We start from the raw sequence: 20310 nt of genomic DNA, 5'->3' as shown, positions 1-20310 counted from the left end.
AAGGCGATGCAAGGCTTGCAACCCGTTTCACGGGGTTGCGGTCCCAGCCATCACGCAGGCAGCACGACGCGATCGGCCGGGGCCTCCCCCGGCCGATGCGCGTCGGCAGGGTCAGCCGCCGAGCAGTCCGCCGAGCCCGCCGCCGCTGCTCTTGGAGCGGTTCTCCTGGTGCCCGCCCGTGATGACCGACTCGCTGGGCTGGACGACGACGTACCCCTGGCCACCGAAGGCCATCTGGAACGTCTCGCCCGTCCCGCCGCGCACCAGCGACTTCAGCCCGCCGGTGTCGACGCGGATGTCCATGCTCACTCCGGAGGTCCACAGGACCACGGCCTGGGCGTCGGCGAAGGTCGGCGCGCTGGCGACGTCGAGTGCCACCGGCTCGCCCTGGGTGGTGACCGCGACGTACCCGGTGCCGCGCAGCGAGACGTTGTACAGGCCGCCCGTCATCGCGGCGCCGCGGGCCTGGAGTCGCTGGATGTCCCACTCGATGGAGGCCGAGAAGGCCAGCACGCTGGCGCCGTTGACCGAGATCATGTCGTTCTCGAGGTAGACGAGTTGGATGTCCGCGGCCTGGTCGGCGACGAACAGCTCGCCCTGGCCGGTGGCCTCCATCATGCTCACGCCCTCACCGGTCACCGCGGACTTGACGATGCGTCCGAGGCCGCCGGAGCCCTTGTTCTGGAACCGGACGTCGCCCTGGTAGGCGACCATCGAGCCGGACTTCGCCCACACGGGGCCGTAGCCCATGTTGATCTTGAGCAGCTTCTTGTTCTGGAGGGTGAACGGGTCCTGGGAGGTGGTCTCCTGGAACTCGCTGAACAAGGTGCCGTGGATGGGCATGGTCGCTCCCTGTGTCGTGGGTCTCGCGGGCGGGTGCAGCGTACTGCCGGAGCATCGGAAAAAACTCCGCTCTCGGCGGGGAAAGTGCGATCCCTTCCCGGCGAGAGCCGAAACAACTCCGCTCTCGGCGGGAAAGGGCGAATCCCCTCCCGCCGCGAGCCGAAACAACTCCGCTCTCGGCGGGAAAGGGCGAATCCCTTCCCGTCGAGAGCGGAGTTGTTGCGCGCCGGGTGCTCAGATGAGGCCGAGCTGCTCCACGGCCTCGCGCTCGCCGGTGAGCTCGGCGACGGAGGCGTCGATCCGCTCCCGGGAGAAGTCGTTGATCTCCAGGCCCTGGACGATCTCCCACTCGCCGCCCGCGGAGCGGACCGGGAAGGAGGAGATGATGCCCTCGGGCACGCCGTAGGAGCCGTCGGACGGGATCGCTGCCGAGGTCCACGAGGTCCCCGTGCCGCGCACCCAGTCGTGGACGTGGTCGATGGCCGCGTTGGCTGCCGAGGCCGCCGACGACGCACCACGGGCGTCGATGATGGCCGCGCCACGCTTGGCGACGGTCGGGATGAAGTCGTCGGCCAGCCAGGCCTCGTCGACGAGCTCGGTGGCCGGGCGCCCGGCGACGGTCGCGTGGAACACGTCCGGGTACTGGGTCGCCGAGTGGTTGCCCCAGATCGTGAGGTTCTCGATCTGGCTCACCGGGGTGCCGGTCTTCTGCGCGAGCTGGCTCAGCGCCCGGTTGTGGTCCAGCCGGGTCATCGCGTTGAAGCGCTCGGCGGGGACGTCCGGTGCGTGCCGCTGCGCGATGAGCGCGTTGGTGTTGGCCGGGTTCCCGACGACGAGCACGCGGACGTCGGACGCCGCGTGGTCGTTGATCGCCTTGCCCTGGGGGCCGAAGATCCCACCGTTGGCCTCGAGGAGGTCACCGCGCTCCATGCCGGCCGTCCGGGGACGCGCGCCGACGAGCAGGGCGATGTTCGTGCCCTCGAAGCCGGCCTCGGGGGTGTCGAGGATGTCGATCCCGGCGAGCAGCGGGAAGGCGCAGTCGTCGAGCTCCATCGCGGTGCCCTCGGCGGCCTTGACGGCCTGCGGGATCTCCAGCAGGCGCAGCCTGACGGGCACGTCCGGCCCCAGCAGCTGGCCCGAGGCGACGCGGAAGAGCAGGGCGTAGCCGATCTGGCCGGCTGCACCGGTGACGGTGACGTTGACGGGCTGGGTGCTCATGGCGTTCTCTCCTTCGGGACGAGTCAGGCGAGGCGCGCGGCGAGGTTCTCGTCGAGCGCGGCGAGGAACTCCTCGGTGGTCAGCCACTCCTGGTCCGGGCCGACGAGCAGCGCGAGGTCCTTGGTCATCTTGCCGGACTCGACCGTCTTGACGACGACGTCCTCGAGGGTCTCGGCGAAGCCGGTGACCTCCGGGGTGTTGTCGAGCTTGCCCCGGTGGGCCAGGCCGCGGGTCCACGCGAAGATCGAGGCGATCGGGTTCGTGGACGTCGGGTTGCCGGCCTGGTGCTGGCGGTAGTGCCGGGTGACGGTGCCGTGCGCGGCCTCGGCCTCGACCGTGCGGCCGTCCGGGGTCATGAGCACCGAGGTCATGAGGCCGAGCGAGCCGAAGCCCTGGGCGACGGTGTCGGACTGGACGTCGCCGTCGTAGTTCTTGCAGGCCCAGACGTAGCCGCCCTCCCACTTCATGGCGGCGGCGACCATGTCGTCGATGAGGCGGTGCTCGTAGGTGAGGCCCGCGGCGTCGAACTGGTCCTTGAACTCGGCGTCGAACACCTCCTGGAAGATGTCCTTGAAGGCGCCGTCGTAGGCCTTGAGGATGGTGTTCTTCGTCGAGAGGTACACCGGGTAGCCCCGCTGCAGCCCGTAGGAGAAGGAGGCGCGGGCGAAGTCGGCGATCGACTTGTTGTAGTTGAACATCCCCATCGCGACGCCGCCGTCCTCGGGGAACTTGGCGACCTCGAGCTCCATCGGCTCGCTGCCGTCGTCGGGGGTGTAGGTGATCGTCACGGTGCCGGGGCCGGGCACCTTGAAGTTCTGCGCCTTGTACTGGTCACCGTGGGCGTGGCGGCCGATGATGATCGGCTTGGTCCAGCCCGGGACGAGCCGCGGGACGTTGGAGATGATGATCGGCTCACGGAAGATGACGCCGCCGAGGATGTTGCGGATGGTGCCGTTGGGCGAGCGCCACATGTTCTTGAGGCCGAACTCCGCGACGCGCGCCTCGTCGGGGGTGATGGTCGCGCACTTGACGCCGACGCCGTGCTCCCGGATGGCGTGGGCGGCGTCGACGGTCACCTGGTCGTCGGTGGCGTCACGGTTCTGGATGCCGAGGTCGTAGTACTTGAGGTCGATGTCGAGGTACGGGTGGATGAGGCGGTCCTTGATGAACTGCCAGATGATCCGCGTCATCTCGTCGCCGTCGAGCTCGACGACCGGGTTCGCAACCTTGATCTTCGCCATGTTCCTGCGTCTCTCCTGACCACCGCGAGGGGTGTGCTCGGCGTGCTCGGCGCCGGGGCGCCGGCACCGCGACCTCCAGATTACTCGACATCGAGATAAATGGGCTACACGCAGACCGTCCCTCCGGCGCCTCAGGGGTGCTGCCCGGCGGCCCCCGGGTCGACCGCACCTACGGCCGTCTCACCGGTGGCCGGCTCGCCCTCGGCCGTCTCACCGGTGGCCGGCTCGCCCTCGGCCGTCTCACCGGTGGCCGGCTCGCCCTCGGCCTGCCGCACCTGGACCCGGTCCACCCGCCGGCCGTCGAGCTCGGTCACCGTCAGCGCGAGCCCGTCCCACAGCACCGTGTCCCCGACCTGCGGGAGCCGCCCCAACCTCGTCATGATGAACCCGGCCAGCGTGTCGTACGGCCCCTCGGGCAGCTCCCGGTCGAGCACCTTGGCGACGTCGGCGCGGCCGAGCAGCCCGGCGAGCTCCCCCGCGGTGCCGCGCACCGTGACGCCGGGGTCCTCCCGGTCGTACTCGTCGTGGATCTCGCCGACGAACTCCTCGACGACGTCCTCGAGCGTGACGATGCCGTCGGTGCCGCCGTACTCGTCGACGACGATCGCGAGGTGGGCGTTCTGCGCCCGCATGTCGGTGAGCGCCGACAGCACGCGCTTCCCGGTCGGGAAGAAGGGCACCTGCCGGACGAGGTCGGCGACGACCCGCGCGCCGGCCCGCACGTGGATGAGGTCGCGGACGTGGACGAAGCCGAGGACGTCGTCGTCGTTGCGGCCACGGACGGGGTAGCGGGAGTGCTCCAGCGTGGAGACCCGCGCCTGCGCCTCGGTCACGGGCAGGTCGGCGTCGAGGAACTCGACCTCCGTGCGGGGGGTCATGATCTCCTCCACCCCCCGGTCACCCACGGCGAGGATGTCCACGACCATCTCCCGCTCGACCGCGCCGAGGGACTCGTGCTCGGCCACCATCGAGCGCAGCTCCTCGGGACCGATCTCCTCGCGCTGAGCCGTGGGGTCGCGGCCCAGCAGCCGCATGACGAGGTCGGTGGACGCACCGAGCAGCCAGATGACCGGGCGCATCGCGGTGGCGATCCAGTCGAGCGGGGTCGCCACGAGGAGCGAGAAGCGCTCCGCGCTCTGCATCGCGAGCCGCTTGGGCACGAGCTCGCCGAAGACGAGGGAGAGGTAGGAGATGACGACGGTGGTACCGACGAAGGCGACGGTGCTCGCCACGCCGCTCGCCAGGCCGAGGCTCTCCAGCGCCGGTGAGACCTGCGGCGCGATCTGGGCGGCGCCGAAGGAGGCGGAGAAGAAGCCGGCGAGCGTGACACCGATCTGCACGGAGGACAGGAAGCGGTTGGAGTTCCGGGTGAGCCGGGCGACGCGCCCCCCGGCGCCCCCCTTGTCCTCCATGGCCCGCACCTGGCCGTCGCGCAACGAGACGAGGGCGATCTCCGAGGCGGCGAAGACCCCACCGATGAGGACGAAGAGGAAGACGAGGGCGATGTCGACGACGAGGCCGTTCATCGGGCCATTCTCCCAGGATGACCCGCTCGCGCAGGACGGGTCAGGTGAGGTTGCCCGCCGGGGCGAGCACGGCGAGGGCGATGGCGGCGACGGCGAGCACGGTGACGTCGAAGGGGGTCGACCGGGCCCGGAACGTCTCGGGGGACCTGCGGTCGGTGCCCCGGACGACGGCCAGCACGGCGCACAGCAGCGCCAGGACGACGACGCCGGCAGGGACGTTGACGAGGACGGCGGCCACCCCGGCGAGGGCGACGCCGACGACGACGATCCACAGCACCGCCGTGCTCCTGCCGTGCGTCCGCTCCATGGCACCGAGGCTACCGTGGGTCCCGTGAGCCTTCCCTCCCGCCCCGCGCCGCCGCCGTCCCGGGTGACCGTCGTCGGGACGGGACTCGCGGGCCTGCGCACCGCTGCCGAGCTGCGCGCCCAGGGCTTCGCGGGCGTCCTCACCGTCGTCGGGGCCGAGTCGCTGCCGCCGTACGACCGCCCACCGCTGAGCAAGGAGCTCTTCTCCCGGACCGAGCCGGTCTGGCTCGCCGACGAGGGGTACGGGGAGCTGCCCGCCCTGGCGGACGAGCTCCTCGTCGGGCACCGTGCCGTCCACCTCGAGGCGGACGACGACGACGCCCGGCTCGCCGTCGACAGCCCCGACGGCCGCCGGGAGGTCGCCTCCGACGTCGTCGTCCTCGCGACCGGCGCGGGTGCCCTCACCGTCCCGGGGTGGCGCGACGTCCTGACCCTGCACGACCCCGACGACGCCGAGCGGCTGCGGGAGCGGCTCCGGCCGGGTGTCCGCCTGGCCGTCATCGGGGCCGGCTGGATCGGAGCCGAGCTCGCGTCCGTGGCCGCCGAGCAGGGCGCGCACGTCACCGTGCTCGAGGGTGGACCCGTCCCGCTCGGCCACGTGCTGGGCCCGGACGTCGGGGAGCTGGTCGTGCCCTGGTACGAGGCGCACGGCGTCGAGCTGCGCTGCGGCGCGACCGTGACCGGCGCGGACGCGGAGGGGGTGGAGCTGGCGGACGGTGAGCGGCTGGCGGCGGACGTCGTCGTCGCTGCCGTCGGGGTGCGGCCGCACACCCGGTGGCTGTCCGGTGCCCTGCCGCTCACCCCGCGCGGGGCGGTGCCGGTGGACCTCGCCGGGCGGGTGCGCGGCGGGCCGGCCTCCGTGCGGGCCGTCGGCGACTGCGCGGACCGGACCTCACCGCGCGACGGCCTGGTGGCGGGCGCGCACTGGGACGGCGCCCTCAACCACCCGTCGGCGCTCGTCGCCGACCTCCTCGGCACGTCGGGCGCCCCGGCGCCGGACCCGGCCCCCTACGTCTTCTCCACCCAGCTCGGCCACGACCTCACCGTCGTCGGGCAGGTCCCGCCCGGCGCGGAGGTCGTGCTGCGCGGCGAGCCCGGAGCCGGACCGTGGACGGCGCTGTACGTCACGCGCGACGCCGACGGCACGTCACGGCTCCGCGCGGGCCTCACCGTGGACCGGCCGCGCGACGTCGGTCCGCTCCGTAAGGCGCTCTCGGCGCCGCGCCACCCGGCGGTCGACGTCGCCGCCGCGTCCGACCCGTCGGTCCAGCTGCGCAAGACCCTGACCCCGGCCTGAGGACGCACGCCGGCGGCGGTCGGCAGCGTCCCCCGGCGTCGCATGCCGCCGGCTCCCGCCCCCGGCGCCCCACGCCCGCCCGGCCCCGAGCCCCGGCGCCCCGAAGCCGCCGGCCCCGGCCCGAGGCCCCGCGATCGTGTGTGGTCCGGGTCCTCGGGGGACCCGAACCACACACGATGCGCGAGAGGGCCGGTGCGCGAGCCGGTGTCCGTGTCAGTGGGCGAAGTGGCGGGTGCCCGTGAAGTACATCGTCACCCCGGCCGCCTGGGCCGCGGCGACGACCTCCTCGTCGCGGATCGACCCTCCGGGCTGGACGACGGCGCGCACGCCGGCGTCGAGCAGCACCTGGAGGCCGTCGGCGAAAGGGAAGAAGGCGTCGGAGGCGGCGACGGCGCCCCGGGCTCGCTGCTGCCCCTCACCGAGAGCGTTGGCCCGCTCGACGGCGAGGCGGCAGGAGTCCACCCGGTTGACCTGGCCCATGCCGACGCCGACGCTCGCGCCGCCCGCCGCGAGGAGGATCGCGTTGGACCGCACGGCACGCACGGAGCGCCAGGCGAAGACGAGGTCGCCGAGCGTCGCGTCGTCGGCCGGCTCGCCGGCGGCGAGGGTCCAGTCCGCGGGGTCGTCCCCGGGGGCGTCGATGCGGTCGGCCGCCTGGACGAGCAGCCCGCCGCTGATCGGCCGGGACTCGACCGCGCCCGCGGGTGCCTCGGGAACGACGAGCAGGCGGATGTTCTTCTTCGCCGTGAGGATCTCCACCGCCTCCGCGTCGAACCCGGGCGCCACGACCACCTCGGTGAACACCGGCGCGATCTGCGCCGCGGCCTCCGCGGTGACCGTCCGGTTCGCGGCGATCACGCCACCGAAGGCGGAGACCGGGTCGCACGCGTGCGCGGCGGCGTGCGCCGCGGCGATCGTGGCCCCGACCGCGATCCCGCACGGGTTCGCGTGCTTGATGATGGCCACGGTCGGTTCGCTGTGGTCGTGGGCCGCGCGCCACGCGGCGTCGGCGTCCACGTAGTTGTTGTAGCTCATCGCCTTGCCGTGCAGCTGCTCGGCCTGGGCCAGACCGGGCTGGCCGGAGCGGTACAGAGCGGCGGGCTGGTGCGGGTTCTCGCCGTAGCGCAGCACGTCGGCGCGCTGCCAGGTCCCGCCGATCCACGCCGGGAAGCGGCTCTCGTCGTCGGGTGCGACGACGTTGCCCAGCCAGGACGCGACGGCGACGTCGTAGTCGGCGGTGTGCCGGAAGGCGGCGGCAGCGAGCCGGCGACGCTGGGCGAGGCTGAAGCCGCCTCCCGCGAGGGCGGCAGCGACGTCGTCGTACCCGGCGGGGTCGACGACGACGGCGACGCTCGCGTGGTTCTTCGCCGCGGCCCGCACCATGGTCGGCCCGCCGATGTCGATCTGCTCGACGCACTCCTCGGGCCCGGCGCCCGACGCGACGGTGTCGGTGAACGGGTAGAGGTTGACGACGACGAGGTCGAACGGGGCGACCTCGAGCTCGTCGAGCTGCTCACGGTGCGCCTGCTTGCGGCGGTCGGCGAGGATCCCCGCGTGGACCCGGGGGTGCAGGGTCTTGACCCGGCCGTCGAGGCACTCGGGGAAGCCGGTCACCTGCTCGACCGGGGTGACGGGGACACCGGCGGCCGCGATCGTGCGGGCGGTGGAGCCGGTGGAGACGATCTCGACCCCGGCGTCGTGCAGGGCGCGGGCGAGGGGCTCGAGTCCGGTCTTGTCGTAGACGGAGACGAGGGCCCGGCGGATGGGAAGCGTGTCGGTCACGAAGGTCACTCCTGGGTTCGGTGGGACGGACCCGGGCACCCAGGCGTGCGGTGCCCTTGCAGGGGACTTCCGGCCGCTCCCCGGTGGTGTCGCTCCACCTCGGTTGCGCCAGTCACGGCCGGGTCAGAGTCTACCGCGCTCCCTGCGCTCCTCCTCCTCCCCGTACCGGCGGGCGTTGGTCGACCGGCCGGGCGCGATGCCGTTGCCAGGCCGCACGGCATTCCGCCTGACTGCCACCGGGGTGCTCGGTGAACCACGCGCGCGTGAAGCGGTTGTACTCGAACTGCTGCCCGATCGGGCCTGCCGGCGCGTCCCGTGTGCGGTACCAGTGCTGCACGGCCTCACCGAACGTCCGGCCCGTGCCGTGGGCGACGAACTCGCGCATGTGCTCGTCGAAGCGGAAGTGCGGGCCGATCTGTGCGGTGAAGAAGCGCCGCAGCACCTGGCCGCAGCGCTGACCGGGCGGGATCACCGTGCCCGGCCCGACCGGCTCCTCGAGCTGGGCACCGACGGCCCGGCGGGGCGCCTGGGCGGGCGGTGGCGCACCGTCGAGCACCGCGGCGACCCGCTCGAGCAGCTGCTCCTTGCTGCCGCCCCGCGGGAGCCCGAGCACCCCGGCGAGCTCCGCGAGCTCGGTCCGCAGCCAGTACCAGCGCCGCAGCTCGACGCCCGTCCGCACGGTCGCGATCGGCGGCCTGGTCTCGCGTGTCCCGGTGTCCACGGGTCGATGCTCGCACCGGCCACCGACATTCAGCCGACGACGACGCGCCGCCCCTCGACCCGCCACGGCAGCCGCGCGAGGCGCCCGACCTGCTCGACGAGCTGGACTCGCTCGGCCACCTTGATCCGCTCGGTGAGGGTCTCCACCGTGTCGTCGTCGTGGACCGGGACTGCCACCTGGGCGATGATCGCGCCGGTGTCGACGCCGTCGTCGACGACGAAGAGCGTGGCGCCGGCGATCTTGACCCCGTACTCCAGGGCGTCACGCGGGCCGTTGATGCCGGCGAAGGCGGGGAGCAGGGAGTTGTGGGTGTTGACGTACCGCCCGCCGAAACGTTCGAGGAAGTGCCGCCCGCACAGCTTGAGGAAGCCGGCGGAGACGACGAGGTCGGGCTCGGCCGCCGCGACCGAGGCGGTGAGCGCACGGTCCCAGGACTCACGGTCCGGGTGGTCGGAGAGCCGCTCGACGAAGGTCGGGACACCCGCGCGCTCGGCGATCTGGAGCCCTCCGGCCGTGGGCCGGTCGGCCCCGACCGCGACGATCTCGGCCCCGTAGGCCGGGTCCCGGGCCGCGTCGAGGAGGGCCGCGAGGTTGGATCCCCCGCCTGAGATGAGGACGACGACGCGAGTGGGCACGTGCCGAGGGTAGTCCGCCGGGATGGAAGACTGGGCACCATGCCGTCCCAGGAGCTGCGCGAGGCGCCGACCGAGGAGCAGGTGCGTGCCGCGAACCGGCCGCTGCTGTGGTTCTCGCTCGTGCTGCTCGCGGCGCTGTGGCTCTCGGTCACCCGGCCCCCGTGGCCGCTGCCTCTCGTCCCGGGCCTGCTGGCGCTCCTCGCGATCGTCCTCGGCGTCGTCGGGCTCGTCCGCGCCAGGCGCGCGCGGCTCCGCGGTGGGATGACCGTCCTCGTCGTCATCGGGATGGGCGTGGCGGCCGCGATGGTCCTCCTCACGGGGGTGCAGGCGCTCCTGTGGCCGGTGTACGCGGACTTCCACGCCTGCCTCGACCGGGCGCTGACCCACCGTGCCGAGGACGCGTGCCTCAGCGAGCTCGAGGACCGTGCCCAGTCCTTCCTGTTCGACCTCGCGCGTTAGCCCCGCCCGAGAAGCGGGATCGACGGGACGCTCGTAGGTTGGTGGGTGAACCCCCGAGAACACAGGAGGCACACCCATGGCCCAGCTGACTGGCAAGAAGGTGGCGTTCCTCGCCACCGACGGTTTCGAGGACTCCGAGCTCACCGCCCCGTGGGAGGCCGTGACGGCCCAGGGCGCCGAGGCGGTCCTCATCGCCCCCGAGTCCGGCTCGATCAGCGGCAAGAAGGGGCACGAGCAGCAGGTCGACCTCACGACCGCGGACGCCGCCCCCGGCGACTACGACGCACTCGTCCTCCCGGGCGGCGTGGCGAACGGTGACCACCTCCGGATGGACGGGCCCGCGGTCGCGTTCGTCCGCGAGGTCTTCGCCCAGCACAAGCCGGTGGGCGTCATCTGCCACGGCGGGTGGATCCTCACCGACGCCGACGTGCTCCACGGCCGCACGATCACGTCCTACCCGAGCCTGAAGACCGACCTGTCCAACGCCGGGGCGACCTGGGTGGACGAGGAGGTCGTCGTCGACGCGGGTCTGGTCTCCAGCCGGACGCCGGACGACCTCCCGGCCTTCTGCGACAAGCTCGTCGAGGAGATCGGCGAGGGCAAGCACGAGGGCCAGACGGCCTGAGACGACGGGCCTGACGACCTCAGCCGTTGTCCCGGTCGAGCGGCGGCGTGGGCGACGAGCCCGCGCCGCCGTCGTCGTCCCGGGAGCCGGTGAGCCGCCCGCGGAGCGAGCGGTAGCCACGCACGGTGGCGGCGTGCACCTGCGGGTGCAGGGCGACGAGCGCGATGACGGACCCCGCGCCCACCTGCCACGCCAGGGCGCCGGCGACGGCGGGCGCGGACGCGCCCACGGTCGCCAGCCGCCCGGGACCGATCCCGCCGGACGCGGCGTGGCTGAGCGCAGCCGCGAGGACCGCCACGGTCGCGGCGGTGACGACGCCGCTCAGCGCCGCCCGCCACCAGGACTCCTGGAAGCGCCGGCGGTGGAGCCACACGCCCACGCCCACTCCGAGGAGCACCGGCAGGAGGACCACCCAGCCCGTGCCGGCCGTGCCGGGCTGAGGGAGCACGCCGAGCACGGGGAACGCCGGCAGTGGTGCCGCGACGACCTCGCTCGGTGAGAACAGCGTGCCCGCGCCGACGGCGAAGCCCGGTCCCGCGAGCCAGGCGACCGCCCACACGACCATGGTGGGAAGGTAGGCGAGCTGGCCGAGGAGGAGGACGACCGTCCCGAGCCGGCCCGGTGCCAGGTCCTCGTGCAGGTCGAGGACGGTCACCACACCCTGTACGAGGGCGACGGCCACGAGCAGCGCCGCGGAGGCGAGCAGCGGGAGCAGGACGAGCCACGCAGCGCGCACACCGGCACGGCACCACGGGGGTGTCCGGCCCAGGAGCGCGAGCCACCAGGCCGGCCGGGTCGCTCCCGCGCGCCACAGGGCGAGGGTCAGTGCCACGGCCCCAATGAGCAGCGCGCCGAGCGCCACGGCCGGGCGCCCTGCCGGTCCGGGGACCACGGCGGACAGGGCGAGCACACTGAGCACCCAGCCCGCCAGAGCGAAGGCAGCGGTGGCGGGACGACGCAGGCGCGCACGGCGGGCGCCCCCGTAGACGAGCGCCGCGCTGACGAGGCTGGTGCCGAGCGGTGCGAGGGAGACGACACCACCGTCCCCCATGTCGATCGCCCCGCCGTGCCCGAGCAGCCACACGCCGGTGCCGACGACGGCCGCGTCGTCCCAGCTCGCCTCGCCCAGGAGGGGCGCCGCGGCGGTCGCGACGTAGGCGGCGATGGTGGGGACGACGACGAGCAGCCAGCTGAGGATCGCTGCCTCGATACCGGCGAGGGTGGCGCGCAGCCAGGCCTCCGGCAGCCTGCGCGCCCGCCCGGCCGGTCCGGCCACCCGGGGCTCCACCGTCGTCGTCATCTGACCCATGGTGCGTCCAGGCGGGGCGCCGGCGCGCGAAGGCGGCGGCGTGTCGCGCGACGTGTGCCGGGGCGCACCATCCGACCGGCCCGCCGGCTCAGGCCGCTGCCGGGCACCTGGCGAACGCGGTCCGGACCGCGAAGGCTCCCAGCACGGTGCCGGCCACCCAGCGCTGAGCGGTCTGGACGACGGGGCGGTCGGCCGAGGGGCGCCCAGCCCTTCGACCTCCACCGTGCGCCCGGGGTGGGGACCCCTCGTCACGGGGCGCACGGTGGGCGGACGACGAACGGCCCGCCGAGCACTCGGCGGGCCGTTCGGGTGGTTGGCGTCAGCCCTGGAGGATCTCCCGGGCGAGGCGCGCGGTCTCGCTGGGGGTCTTGCCGACCTTGACGCCGGCGGCCTCGAGGGCCTCCTTCTTGGCCTCGGCGGTCCCGGAGGAGCCGGAGACGATGGCGCCGGCGTGGCCCATGGTCTTGCCCTCGGGCGCGGTGAACCCGGCGACGTAGCCGACGACCGGCTTGGTGACGTTCGCCTTGATGAACTCCGCGGCCCGCTCCTCGGCGTCACCACCGATCTCACCGATCATGACGATGACCTCGGTGTCCGGGTCCGCCTCGAACGCCTCGAGGGCGTCGATGTGCGTGGTCCCGATGACCGGGTCGCCGCCGATGCCGATCGCGGTGGTGAAGCCGATGTCCCGCAGCTCGTACATCATCTGGTAGGTCAGCGTGCCGGACTTCGACACCAGGCCGATGCGGCCGGGGCCGGTGATGTCGGCCGGGGTGATGCCGACGTTGGACTTCCCGGGGCTGATGATCCCGGGGCAGTTCGGGCCGATGAGCCGCACACCCTTGCCCTGCGCGTAGGTGAAGAACTCGGCGGTGTCGGCGACCGGGATGCCCTCGGTGATGATGACGACGAGCGGCATGCCCGCGTCGACGGCCTCGATGACGGCGCCCTTGGCGAACGGCGGCGGGACGAAGACGACGGACACGTCCGCGCCCGTCGCCTCCTTCGCCTCGGCGACCGTGCCGAACACCGGCACGGAGACCGTCCCGGCGGAGCGGTCCTCGGCGCCGGGGCCGAGCGGGGTGACGTCGAAGTCGACGCTGGTGCCGGCCTTGCGCGGGTTGACGCCGCCGACGATCTGGGTGCCGGCGCCGAGCATCCGGCGGGTGTGCTTCTGCCCCTCGGCACCGGTCATGCCCTGGACGATGACGCGCGAGTTCGCGTCGAGGAAGATCGACATGTGCTGTAGTCCCGTCCTTACTTCGCGAGCTCGGCGGCCTTGGCCGCGGCGTCGTCCATCGTGTCCACCATGGTGACCAGCGGGTGGTTGGCCTCGTCGAGGATCCGGCGTCCCTCGACCACGTTGTTGCCGTCCAGGCGGACGACGAGCGGCTTGGTCGCCTCGTCGCCGAGGATCTCCAGCGCCTTGACGATGCCGTTGGCGACCTCGTCGCACGCGGTGATGCCGCCGAAGACGTTGACGAACACGCTCTTGACCTGCTCGTCACCGAGGATGACGTGGAGTCCGTTGGCCATGACCTCGGCGTTGGCGCCGCCACCGATGTCGAGGAAGTTCGCCGGGCCGACGCCGTACTGCTCGCCCGCGTAGGCGACGACGTCCAGGGTGCTCATCACCAGGCCCGCGCCGTTGCCGATGATCCCGACCTGTCCGTCGAGCTTGACGTAGTTGAGGTCCAGGGCCTTGGCCTGCGCCTCGAGCGGGTCGGCGGCCTCCTTGTCCTCCAGCGCGGCGTGCTCCTCCTGGCGGAAGGCGGCGTTCTCGTCGAGGGTCACCTTGCCGTCGAGGGCGATGATCGTGCCGTCCTCGGTGCGCACGAGCGGGTTGACCTCGACGAGGGTGGCGTCCTCGTTCGCGTAGACGCGCCAGAGCGACTCGATGACGCCGGCGACCTCGTCGGCGACGTCAGCGGCGAAGCCCGCGGTCTCGACGATCTCGCGCGCCTTGGCGCCGTCGATGCCGACGATCGGGTCGACGGGGACGCGCGCGAGCGCCTCGGGACGCTCGACGGCCAGCTGCTCGATCTCCACGCCACCCTCGACGCTCGCCATCGCCAGGTATCGGCGCTCGGCGCGGTCGAGGAGCACCGAGAAGTAGTACTCCTCCGCGATCTTGGCGCCCTCGGCGATCATCACGCGGTGGACGGTGTGCCCCTTGATGTCCATGCCGAGGATCTCGCTCGCGCGGGCCTCGGCCTCCTCGGGGCTGTGGGCCAGCTTGACGCCGCCCGCCTTGCCCCGCCCGCCGGTCTTGACCTGCGCCTTGACGACGACGGTCCCGCCGCCCAGCTGCTCGGCCGCGGCACGTGCCTCCGCCGGCGTGGTCGCCACGATTCCGCCCAGGACGGGTACGCCGTGCTTCTCGAACACGTCCCGTGCCTGGTACTCGAAAAGGTCCACCAGGTGAGTCCTCTCATCGACGTCTATCGGAATGCCTCGACATCGAGACATCTCGGCCCACTGTACCCGCCCGCCCCGAGGAGGGCGCACCCGGGTGCGCATGGGCCGGCGGACGCTCGCGGACACCTCGTCGGGGGGTGGCGGCTGGGGTCAGTCCCGGCGGAGCACGGCGACGAGGAAGTCGGAGTCCTCGGCAGCCGGGCGCAGGTCCCAGGTGGACAGCAGGTGGTCCGCCACCAGTCCCGCGGCGCGGGCGTCGCCGAGGAAGTCGTCGAAGTCGTAGCCCCGTCCAGCCCCGAACCCGATGACCGCGCGCCCGTCGTGCGTGAGGTGGAGGGCCATCCGACGCAGCACCTCCCGCCGGGTGCTCGCCGCGAGGAAGGTCATGACGTTACCGGCGCACAGGATCGCGTCGAAAGGCTCGGCGATGCCCCGCGCGGGCAGGTCGAGCTCGGCAAGATCCTCGACCACCCACGTCGCGTCCGGGAAGTCCTCCTCCGCTGCGGCGATGAGCACCGGGTCGACGTCGACGCCGACGACGGTGTGCCCCCGCTCCGCGAGGTAGCCGCCGTGGCGGCCGGGACCGCAGCCGGCGTCGAGCACCCGGGCCCCGCGCGGCACCATCGCGTCGACGAGCCGCGCCTCCCCGACGAGGTCCGCCCCGGACGCGGCCATCTGGCGGAACCGCTCGACGTACCACCGGGAGTGGTCGGGGTTGGCCTCGGTGATCTGCACCCACTTGCTCTGCTCGGTCATGACTCCATCCTCTCCCCCGCCCGCGGCCGTGCCACAACGCAGCCGTCGGGGTCACGCTCGGCCGGGCCAGACCCCCGAGCTCCCCCGCCGGTGACTGTCGAGGAGGTGGGTGTCGACGATGCCCACGGCCTCCATGAGCGCGAACATCGTCGTCGGGCCGACGTGCCGGAACCCGCGCGTCCTCAGCGCCTTCGCCAGCGCGACCGACTCGGGGGACGTCGTCGGGACCTCGGCGATGGTGCGCGGGCGCGGGGTGTCGGCGGGTCGGAAGGACCAGACGAGCTGGGCGAGGCCGCCGTCGGGGCGCAGGGCGACGGTCGCCTGCGCGTTGGCGATCGTCGCCTCGATCTTGCGGCGGTTGCGCACGATCCCCGCGTCCGCCATGAGCCGGGTGACGTCGTCGTCGTGGAAGGCGGCCACGGCGTCGGGGTCGAAACCGGCGAAGGCCTCCCGGAACGCGGGGCGCTTGCGCAGGATGGTCACCCACGCGAGGCCCGACTGGAACGCCTCGAGGCTGAGCCGCTCGAACAGGCCACGCTCGTCCCGCACCGGCATGCCCCACTCGGTGTCGTAGTACTCCCGCAGCAGGGGGTCGTGGGCTGCCCACGCGGGTCGCGCGAGGCCGTCCTCGCCGACGACGACGCCGCTCACCTCAGCGGGCGGCTTGAGTCATCGGCGGGCTCGACCGCGGGGAGGTCCGCGTCCCGGTCCCCGCCCTCCCCGAGGAGCCGCTCGGACAGCTCGACGAAGGCCTCGGCCACGACGTCGGTGTACAGGTGCCCACCCTCGATGTCCGGGTGGATGCCGTCGGACTGGAGCTTGTCCGGTTCGGCGTCGATCGCGGCGTACCAGTCGGCGATGATCGCGTTCGGGTAGTCGGCGACGACGTCGGCGAGTGCCGCGTTGGCCTCGGGGATCCAGTGGGAGCCGCCGTAGAGGTTGACGACGACGACCATCCGCCCCGGCCCGAGGGCGTCGAGGGCCGCGCGGACGACGTCGGGCTCGCCCACGCCGGCGTTGGTCCCGAAGTCGAGCACGACGGCGCGGCGCACCGTCCCCGCGGCCACGGCCTGCTCGATCGCGGCGAGCCCGTCGGGCCACTGGCGGTTGGACTTGGCATCGATGGCGATCTCGGGCCACCGGTAGGTGAGGCCGTGCGCACTGGTCACCATGATCGAGTCGCCGAACCCGGTGATCTCCTCCCCGTCGGGCACGGTCCAGTCCGCGTCCGCGGGGAGCTCCTCCTCCTCTGCCTGCGCGGCGGAGTCCGCGACGAGCTCCTCGTTCGCCTCGATCTGCTGCTGGGTGAGGGAGGTCCGCGGCGCGGTCGCCACCGCGACCGCCGTCGTGACGAGGAGCACCGCCGTCGCCCCGGCGACGACCTGTGCCGCCCGGCGGCGTCCGCCGCTCAGCGCGGTGCGCCAGCCGCGCCAGACCCCGGAGAAGCCGTACCTGCGGACGGGCTGCTCGAGCCAGCGGTAGGAGGCCCCGGCGACGACCAGAGTGAGGGCGAGCGCGAGCACCCGGGTGGTCCAGCTCAGCAGGGAGTCGTACGTCGTGGCCGGCAGCAGCTCGGTGAGGATGAGGATGAGCGGCCAGTGCCACAGGTAGATGCCGTAGGAGCGCTCCCCCACCCACGCGACCGGCGGCATCTTCATCAGCCGCTGGTAGAGGGTCACGGGACCGAGGAGCGCCGCGACGAGGAGTGCCGTGAGCAGTGACGCGGCGAGGATGCCGCCGCGGAAGGTGAGGGCCGACTCGGCGTCCAGCGCCGTCATCAGCCAGAGCAGACCCACGGCGGCGCCGGCCGCCACCCGCTGGCGCCACCGCAGCCAGGCCGGGGAGTGGAGCCAGCTGGTCGGCGCGGCCCACGTGAAGGCCAGCGCCACACCGATCATGAGGCCGAAGAGGTGGGTGTCGGTGCCGTAGTAGACGCGGGTGGCGTCCTCACCGGGAGTGAACAGCACAGCCATGAGGGCCGCGGACGCCGCTGCCAGGCCCAGGGCGACCCACACGCGGTGGCGGCTCGCCCTCGTCACCGCGACGAGCACGACGAGCGCGACCGGCCACAGCAGGTAGAACTGCTCCTCGACCGCCAGGGACCAGAAGTTGACGAAGAGCAGCGGGCTCGTCTGGGCGAAGTAGCTCGCGCCCGCGCCGATCTCCAGCCAGTTGTTGGAGAAGGTGAGCACGCCCAGGACCTGGCGCCCGATGTTGACGAGGAGGTCCCCGCCGACGACGGCCGCGAGGCTGACGCTCAGCAGGACGACGCTGACGAGCGCCGGCAGCAGCCGACGGGCCCGCCGCAGCCAGAACTGCGGGAGGTCGAGTCGCCCGCGCTTGCCCAGCTCGCGCAGCAGGAGGGTGGTGATGAGGAAGCCGGAGATGACGAAGAAGACGTCGACGCCGAGGAAGCCTCCGGGCAGCGAGGTGGGCCGCAGGTGGTAGACGAGGACCGCCCCCACGGCGATCGCGCGCAGCCCGTCCAGGCCGTGGATGTGACCGGCCTGCGGGGTGGTGCGACCGGTGGCCGGGCGCCGTGGAGTGGCCTGCGTGCGCGCGGGGCGTACCGGCGCGGTGGTCTGGGCCATCCGCCCTCCTCGACAGTCGTGTCGGGGTCAGGCTAGGTCGCGCGCGCCGGCGGTTGTGGGAGCCGCGCCGCACCACGCCGCCACTCCCGTCGAGCGTAGGGCGCGAGGTGGCCGGCTAGAGCTTGCTGACCGGGGCGTAGCGCAGGAGCAGCCGCTTGACCTGGCCGCCGCCGAAGTCGACCTGGGCGACGGCGCTCGAGCCCGAGCCCTCCAGACCCACGACGGTGCCCAGGCCGTAGGAGTCGTGCGTGACCTTGTCGCCGAGCTCGAAGCCGGGGATGTCACCCGCCGGCCGGGGTGCGGCGCCGAAGCTCGGGGCCGGGGGCTCCTGCTCGCGACGGCTCGTGCGGACGGGTCCGCTGCGGCCGTGTCCAGCGGAGCGGCCGCCGGACCCCCAGCCACCGCCGCTGCTTCCCCAGCCACCGCCGCGCAGCACGTCGGTGGACGACTCGGCGCGGCGCCAGTCGAGGAGCTCCTCGGGGATGTCGGACAGGAAGCGGCTGGGTGGCAGCTGCTGCGGCATGCCGAAGGCCGTGCGTACCGCGGCCCGGGACAGGTAGAGCCGCCGCCGGGCGCGGGTCAGGGCGACGTAGGCCAGCCGCCGCTCCTCGGCGAGCTCGTCCTCGTCGATGAGCGAGCGCTGGTGCGGGAAGGTGCCGTCCTCCAGGCCGGTGACGAAGACGACCGGGAACTCCAGGCCCTTGGCGGTGTGGACGGTCATGAGCGTGACCTGTCCCTGGTTCGCGGCGTCGTCGTCGGGGATCTGGTCGGAGTCGGCGACGAGAGCGACCCGCTCGAGGAAGTCGCCGAGGTCCCCGTCGGGGTCGCTCTGCGCGAACTCGGCGGCGACGGCGTGGAGCTCGGCGAGGTTCTCCACCCGGGTGGCGTCCTGCGGGTCCTCGCTCGCCCGGAGCTCGGCGAGGTAGCCGGAGCGGTCGAGGGCGGCGTCGAGGATCTCGGCGGGCCCCTCCCCGGCCGCGAGCATGTCCCGCAGGCCGGTCATCAGCTCGTGGAAGCCGCGCACCTGGGTGCGCCCACGAGTGGCGAGGCCGAGGACCTCGGGGGCGGCGCCGTCGGGAGCCGCCGCGTGCTCGATGGCCTGCCCGAAGGAGATGCGCTCGCGCTCGGCGTGGGCCGCGAGCATCGCCTCGGCCCGCTCCCCGAGCCCGCGCTTGGGCACGTTGAGGATGCGACGCAGGTTGACGGCGTCGTCGGGGTTGGCGACGGCCCGGAGGTAGGCGAGGGCGTCCTTGATCTCCTTGCGCTCGTAGAAGCGGGTGCCGCCGACGACCTTGTAGGGGATGCCGACACGCACGAGCACCTCCTCCAGCGCCCGGGACTGGGCGTTGGTGCGGTAGAAGACGGCCACGTCACCGGGCCGGACACCTTCGGAGTCGCCGAGGCGGTCGATCTCCTCGGCGATGAACCGGGCCTCCTGGTGCTCGGAGTCGGCGACGTACCCGACGACCTGGGGGCCGTCCCCGCTGTCGGTCCACAGGTTCTTCGCGCGCCGGTTGGGGTTGCGGGAGATGACGGCGTTGGCGGCGGTGAGGATCGTCTGGGTGGAGCGGTAGTTCTGCTCGAGGAGGATGGTCGTGGCGTCGGGGTAGTCGGCCTCGAACTCCAGGATGTTGCGGATCGTCGCACCGCGGAAGGCGTAGATGGACTGGTCGGCGTCACCGACGACGGTGAGCTCGGCCGGCGGCAGCCCTGCGTCGTCGGTGCCGGTCACTCCCGCGAGCTCGCGGATGAGGACGTACTGGGCGTGGTTGGTGTCCTGGTACTCGTCGACGAGGACGTGCCGGAAGCGGCGGCGGTAGTGCTCGGCGACGTGCGGGAAGGCCTGCAGCATGGTGACCGTCTGCATGATGATGTCGTCGAAGTCGAGGGCGTGCGCCTGACGCAGCCGCGCGTCGTAGTCGCGGTAGGCCTGGGCCAGGGCGGAGTCGAAGGCGTTGCCCCCGCTGATCCCGGCGGCGAAGGAGTCGGGGTCGACGAGCTCGTTCTTGAGGTCGGAGACCTTCCGGGAGAACGCCTTCGGCGGGTAGCGCTTGGGGTCGAGGTCGAGCTGGCGCACGACCAGCGTCATGAGCCGCTGGGAGTCCGCTGCGTCGTAGATCGAGAAGTTCGACCGCAGCCCGAGGGTGGCGTGCTCGCGGCGCAGGATCCGCACGCAGGCCGAGTGGAAGGTCGAGACCCACATGTGCCGCGCGACCGGCCCGACGAGGTCGGTGACGCGCTCGCGCATCTCGGCGGCCGCCTTGTTGGTGAAGGTGATGGCCAGCACCTCCCCCGCTCGCGCGCGGCGGGTGGCGAGGAGGTGGGCGATGCGGTGCGTGAGGACGCGGGTCTTGCCCGAGCCCGCCCCCGCGACGATGAGGAGGGGCCCGCCCGCGTGGGCGACGGCAGCGCGCTGCTGGGGGTTGAGCCCCTCGAGCAGGTCGGCGCCGTGGTCGACCGCGGGCGAGTCGTCGGCGCGGTCGTCGTCACGGGGCGGGACGGCGGCCGGGAGCGGTGGGTGCTCCCCGCCGAGGAGGCCGGGCAGGTTGTCGAAGAGGGAGGTCATGGCCTCTCAAGGGTAGG

Annotated in this window: 18 protein-coding genes and 1 riboswitch; of the genes, 3 read left to right on the top strand and 15 right to left on the bottom strand. The window is 73.0% G+C overall.

The window, feature by feature from the left end; translation table 11 throughout:
- Positions 1-111: 111 nt before the first annotated feature.
- From VR894_RS02300 to VR894_RS02280, 5 genes are all read right to left on the bottom strand, one after another.
- The gene (locus VR894_RS02300; protein ID WP_324649688.1) at positions 112-843 is read right to left on the bottom strand and encodes an AIM24 family protein; all 732 of its coding nucleotides are present in this window, start codon (positions 841-843) and stop codon (positions 112-114) included.
- A 234-nt stretch (positions 844-1077) separates the two neighbouring features.
- Positions 1078-2061 (bottom strand): malate dehydrogenase, encoded by a 984-nt coding sequence (locus VR894_RS02295; RefSeq protein ID WP_324649687.1) that lies wholly within the window; start codon positions 2059-2061, stop codon positions 1078-1080.
- A gap of 23 nt (positions 2062-2084) precedes the next feature.
- The gene (locus VR894_RS02290; protein WP_324649686.1) at positions 2085-3302 is read right to left on the bottom strand and encodes an NADP-dependent isocitrate dehydrogenase; all 1218 of its coding nucleotides are present in this window, start codon (positions 3300-3302) and stop codon (positions 2085-2087) included.
- 131 nt (positions 3303-3433) lie between these two features.
- Positions 3434-4828 (bottom strand): hemolysin family protein, encoded by a 1395-nt coding sequence (locus VR894_RS02285; protein WP_324649685.1) that lies wholly within the window; start codon positions 4826-4828, stop codon positions 3434-3436.
- 40 nt (positions 4829-4868) lie between these two features.
- On the bottom strand, positions 4869-5135 hold the full coding sequence (locus VR894_RS02280; RefSeq protein WP_324649684.1) for a hypothetical protein: 267 nt from the start codon (positions 5133-5135) through the stop codon (positions 4869-4871).
- A 24-nt stretch (positions 5136-5159) separates the two neighbouring features.
- Between VR894_RS02280 and VR894_RS02275 the strand changes: the two genes are divergently transcribed.
- On the top strand, positions 5160-6431 hold the full coding sequence (locus tag VR894_RS02275) for an NAD(P)/FAD-dependent oxidoreductase (RefSeq protein ID WP_324649683.1): 1272 nt from the start codon (positions 5160-5162) through the stop codon (positions 6429-6431).
- Between the two features lie 213 nt (positions 6432-6644).
- Here VR894_RS02275 and purH read toward each other — a convergent pair whose 3' ends face one another.
- From purH to purN, 3 genes are all read right to left on the bottom strand, one after another.
- Positions 6645-8213: a bifunctional phosphoribosylaminoimidazolecarboxamide formyltransferase/IMP cyclohydrolase gene (gene purH, locus VR894_RS02270; RefSeq protein ID WP_324649681.1), complete on the bottom strand. Its 1569-nt coding sequence runs from the start codon at positions 8211-8213 to the stop codon at positions 6645-6647.
- Between the two features lie 30 nt (positions 8214-8243).
- Positions 8244-8339: riboswitch (ZMP/ZTP riboswitch) on the bottom strand.
- 4 nt (positions 8340-8343) lie between these two features.
- The gene (locus VR894_RS02265; RefSeq protein WP_324649680.1) at positions 8344-8934 is read right to left on the bottom strand and encodes a DUF6434 domain-containing protein; all 591 of its coding nucleotides are present in this window, start codon (positions 8932-8934) and stop codon (positions 8344-8346) included.
- 29 nt (positions 8935-8963) lie between these two features.
- Positions 8964-9569, bottom strand: a complete 606-nt coding sequence (gene purN, locus VR894_RS02260) for a phosphoribosylglycinamide formyltransferase (protein WP_324649679.1) — start codon at positions 9567-9569, stop codon at positions 8964-8966.
- A gap of 39 nt (positions 9570-9608) precedes the next feature.
- On the opposite strand from purN, the gene VR894_RS02255 reads away from it, so the two are divergent.
- Positions 9609-10028 carry a hypothetical protein gene (locus VR894_RS02255; RefSeq protein ID WP_324649678.1) on the top strand — a complete coding sequence of 140 codons (420 nt, stop codon included), beginning with the start codon at positions 9609-9611 and terminating at the stop codon, positions 10026-10028.
- 76 nt (positions 10029-10104) lie between these two features.
- Complete coding sequence (locus VR894_RS02250) at positions 10105-10653, top strand: type 1 glutamine amidotransferase domain-containing protein (RefSeq protein WP_324649677.1); 549 nt, start codon at positions 10105-10107, stop codon at positions 10651-10653.
- Positions 10654-10672: 19 nt separating this feature from the next.
- Here the strand turns inward: VR894_RS02250 and VR894_RS02245 are convergent, their stop codons facing one another.
- The 7 genes from VR894_RS02245 to pcrA all read right to left on the bottom strand — a co-directional run bounded on the left by VR894_RS02245 (position 10673) and on the right by pcrA (position 20293).
- A complete protein-coding gene (locus VR894_RS02245; RefSeq protein ID WP_324649676.1) occupies positions 10673-11953 on the bottom strand; it encodes a DUF6350 family protein in 1281 nt (426 codons plus the stop codon).
- Positions 11954-12281: 328 nt separating this feature from the next.
- Entirely contained in the window at positions 12282-13202 is a 921-nt protein-coding gene (gene sucD, locus VR894_RS02240; RefSeq protein ID WP_324649675.1) for a succinate--CoA ligase subunit alpha, read from the bottom strand.
- 17 nt (positions 13203-13219) lie between these two features.
- Entirely contained in the window at positions 13220-14380 is a 1161-nt protein-coding gene (gene sucC, locus VR894_RS02235; RefSeq protein ID WP_324649674.1) for an ADP-forming succinate--CoA ligase subunit beta, read from the bottom strand.
- Positions 14381-14530: 150 nt separating this feature from the next.
- Entirely contained in the window at positions 14531-15136 is a 606-nt protein-coding gene (locus VR894_RS02230) for a class I SAM-dependent methyltransferase (RefSeq protein ID WP_324649673.1), read from the bottom strand.
- A gap of 51 nt (positions 15137-15187) precedes the next feature.
- Positions 15188-15787, bottom strand: coding sequence for a DNA-3-methyladenine glycosylase I (locus tag VR894_RS02225; RefSeq protein WP_324649672.1), 600 nt, complete (start codon positions 15785-15787; stop codon positions 15188-15190).
- Positions 15784-17727, bottom strand: a complete 1944-nt coding sequence (locus tag VR894_RS02220) for an acyltransferase family protein (RefSeq protein ID WP_324649671.1) — start codon at positions 17725-17727, stop codon at positions 15784-15786. The genes VR894_RS02225 and VR894_RS02220 overlap by 4 nt, the downstream gene beginning before the upstream one ends.
- Before the next feature lie 115 nt (positions 17728-17842).
- Complete coding sequence (pcrA, locus tag VR894_RS02215) at positions 17843-20293, bottom strand: DNA helicase PcrA (protein ID WP_324649670.1); 2451 nt, start codon at positions 20291-20293, stop codon at positions 17843-17845.
- Positions 20294-20310 lie beyond the last annotated feature (17 nt).

Source organism: Georgenia sp. H159, from assembly GCF_035607575.1.
In the GTDB taxonomy this organism is placed as follows: domain Bacteria; phylum Actinomycetota; class Actinomycetes; order Actinomycetales; family Actinomycetaceae; genus Oceanitalea.
This window is presented reverse-complemented; position numbering and strand designations above follow the sequence as displayed.

Coding starts and splice junctions, on each gene's coding strand:
- sucD (WP_324649675.1), bottom strand. CDS start 13,202: ATGTCGATCTTCCTCGACGCGAACTCGCGCGTCATCGTCCAGGGCATG.
- VR894_RS02285 (WP_324649685.1), bottom strand. CDS start 4,828: ATGAACGGCCTCGTCGTCGACATCGCCCTCGTCTTCCTCTTCGTCCTC.
- VR894_RS02290 (WP_324649686.1), bottom strand. CDS start 3,302: ATGGCGAAGATCAAGGTTGCGAACCCGGTCGTCGAGCTCGACGGCGAC.
- VR894_RS02245 (WP_324649676.1), bottom strand. CDS start 11,953: ATGACGACGACGGTGGAGCCCCGGGTGGCCGGACCGGCCGGGCGGGCG.
- VR894_RS02250 (WP_324649677.1), top strand. CDS start 10,105: ATGGCCCAGCTGACTGGCAAGAAGGTGGCGTTCCTCGCCACCGACGGT.
- VR894_RS02220 (WP_324649671.1), bottom strand. CDS start 17,727: ATGGCCCAGACCACCGCGCCGGTACGCCCCGCGCGCACGCAGGCCACT.
- VR894_RS02280 (WP_324649684.1), bottom strand. CDS start 5,135: ATGGAGCGGACGCACGGCAGGAGCACGGCGGTGCTGTGGATCGTCGTC.
- VR894_RS02300 (WP_324649688.1), bottom strand. CDS start 843: ATGCCCATCCACGGCACCTTGTTCAGCGAGTTCCAGGAGACCACCTCC.
- pcrA (WP_324649670.1), bottom strand. CDS start 20,293: ATGACCTCCCTCTTCGACAACCTGCCCGGCCTCCTCGGCGGGGAGCAC.
- VR894_RS02230 (WP_324649673.1), bottom strand. CDS start 15,136: ATGACCGAGCAGAGCAAGTGGGTGCAGATCACCGAGGCCAACCCCGAC.
- VR894_RS02255 (WP_324649678.1), top strand. CDS start 9,609: ATGCCGTCCCAGGAGCTGCGCGAGGCGCCGACCGAGGAGCAGGTGCGT.
- VR894_RS02295 (WP_324649687.1), bottom strand. CDS start 2,061: ATGAGCACCCAGCCCGTCAACGTCACCGTCACCGGTGCAGCCGGCCAG.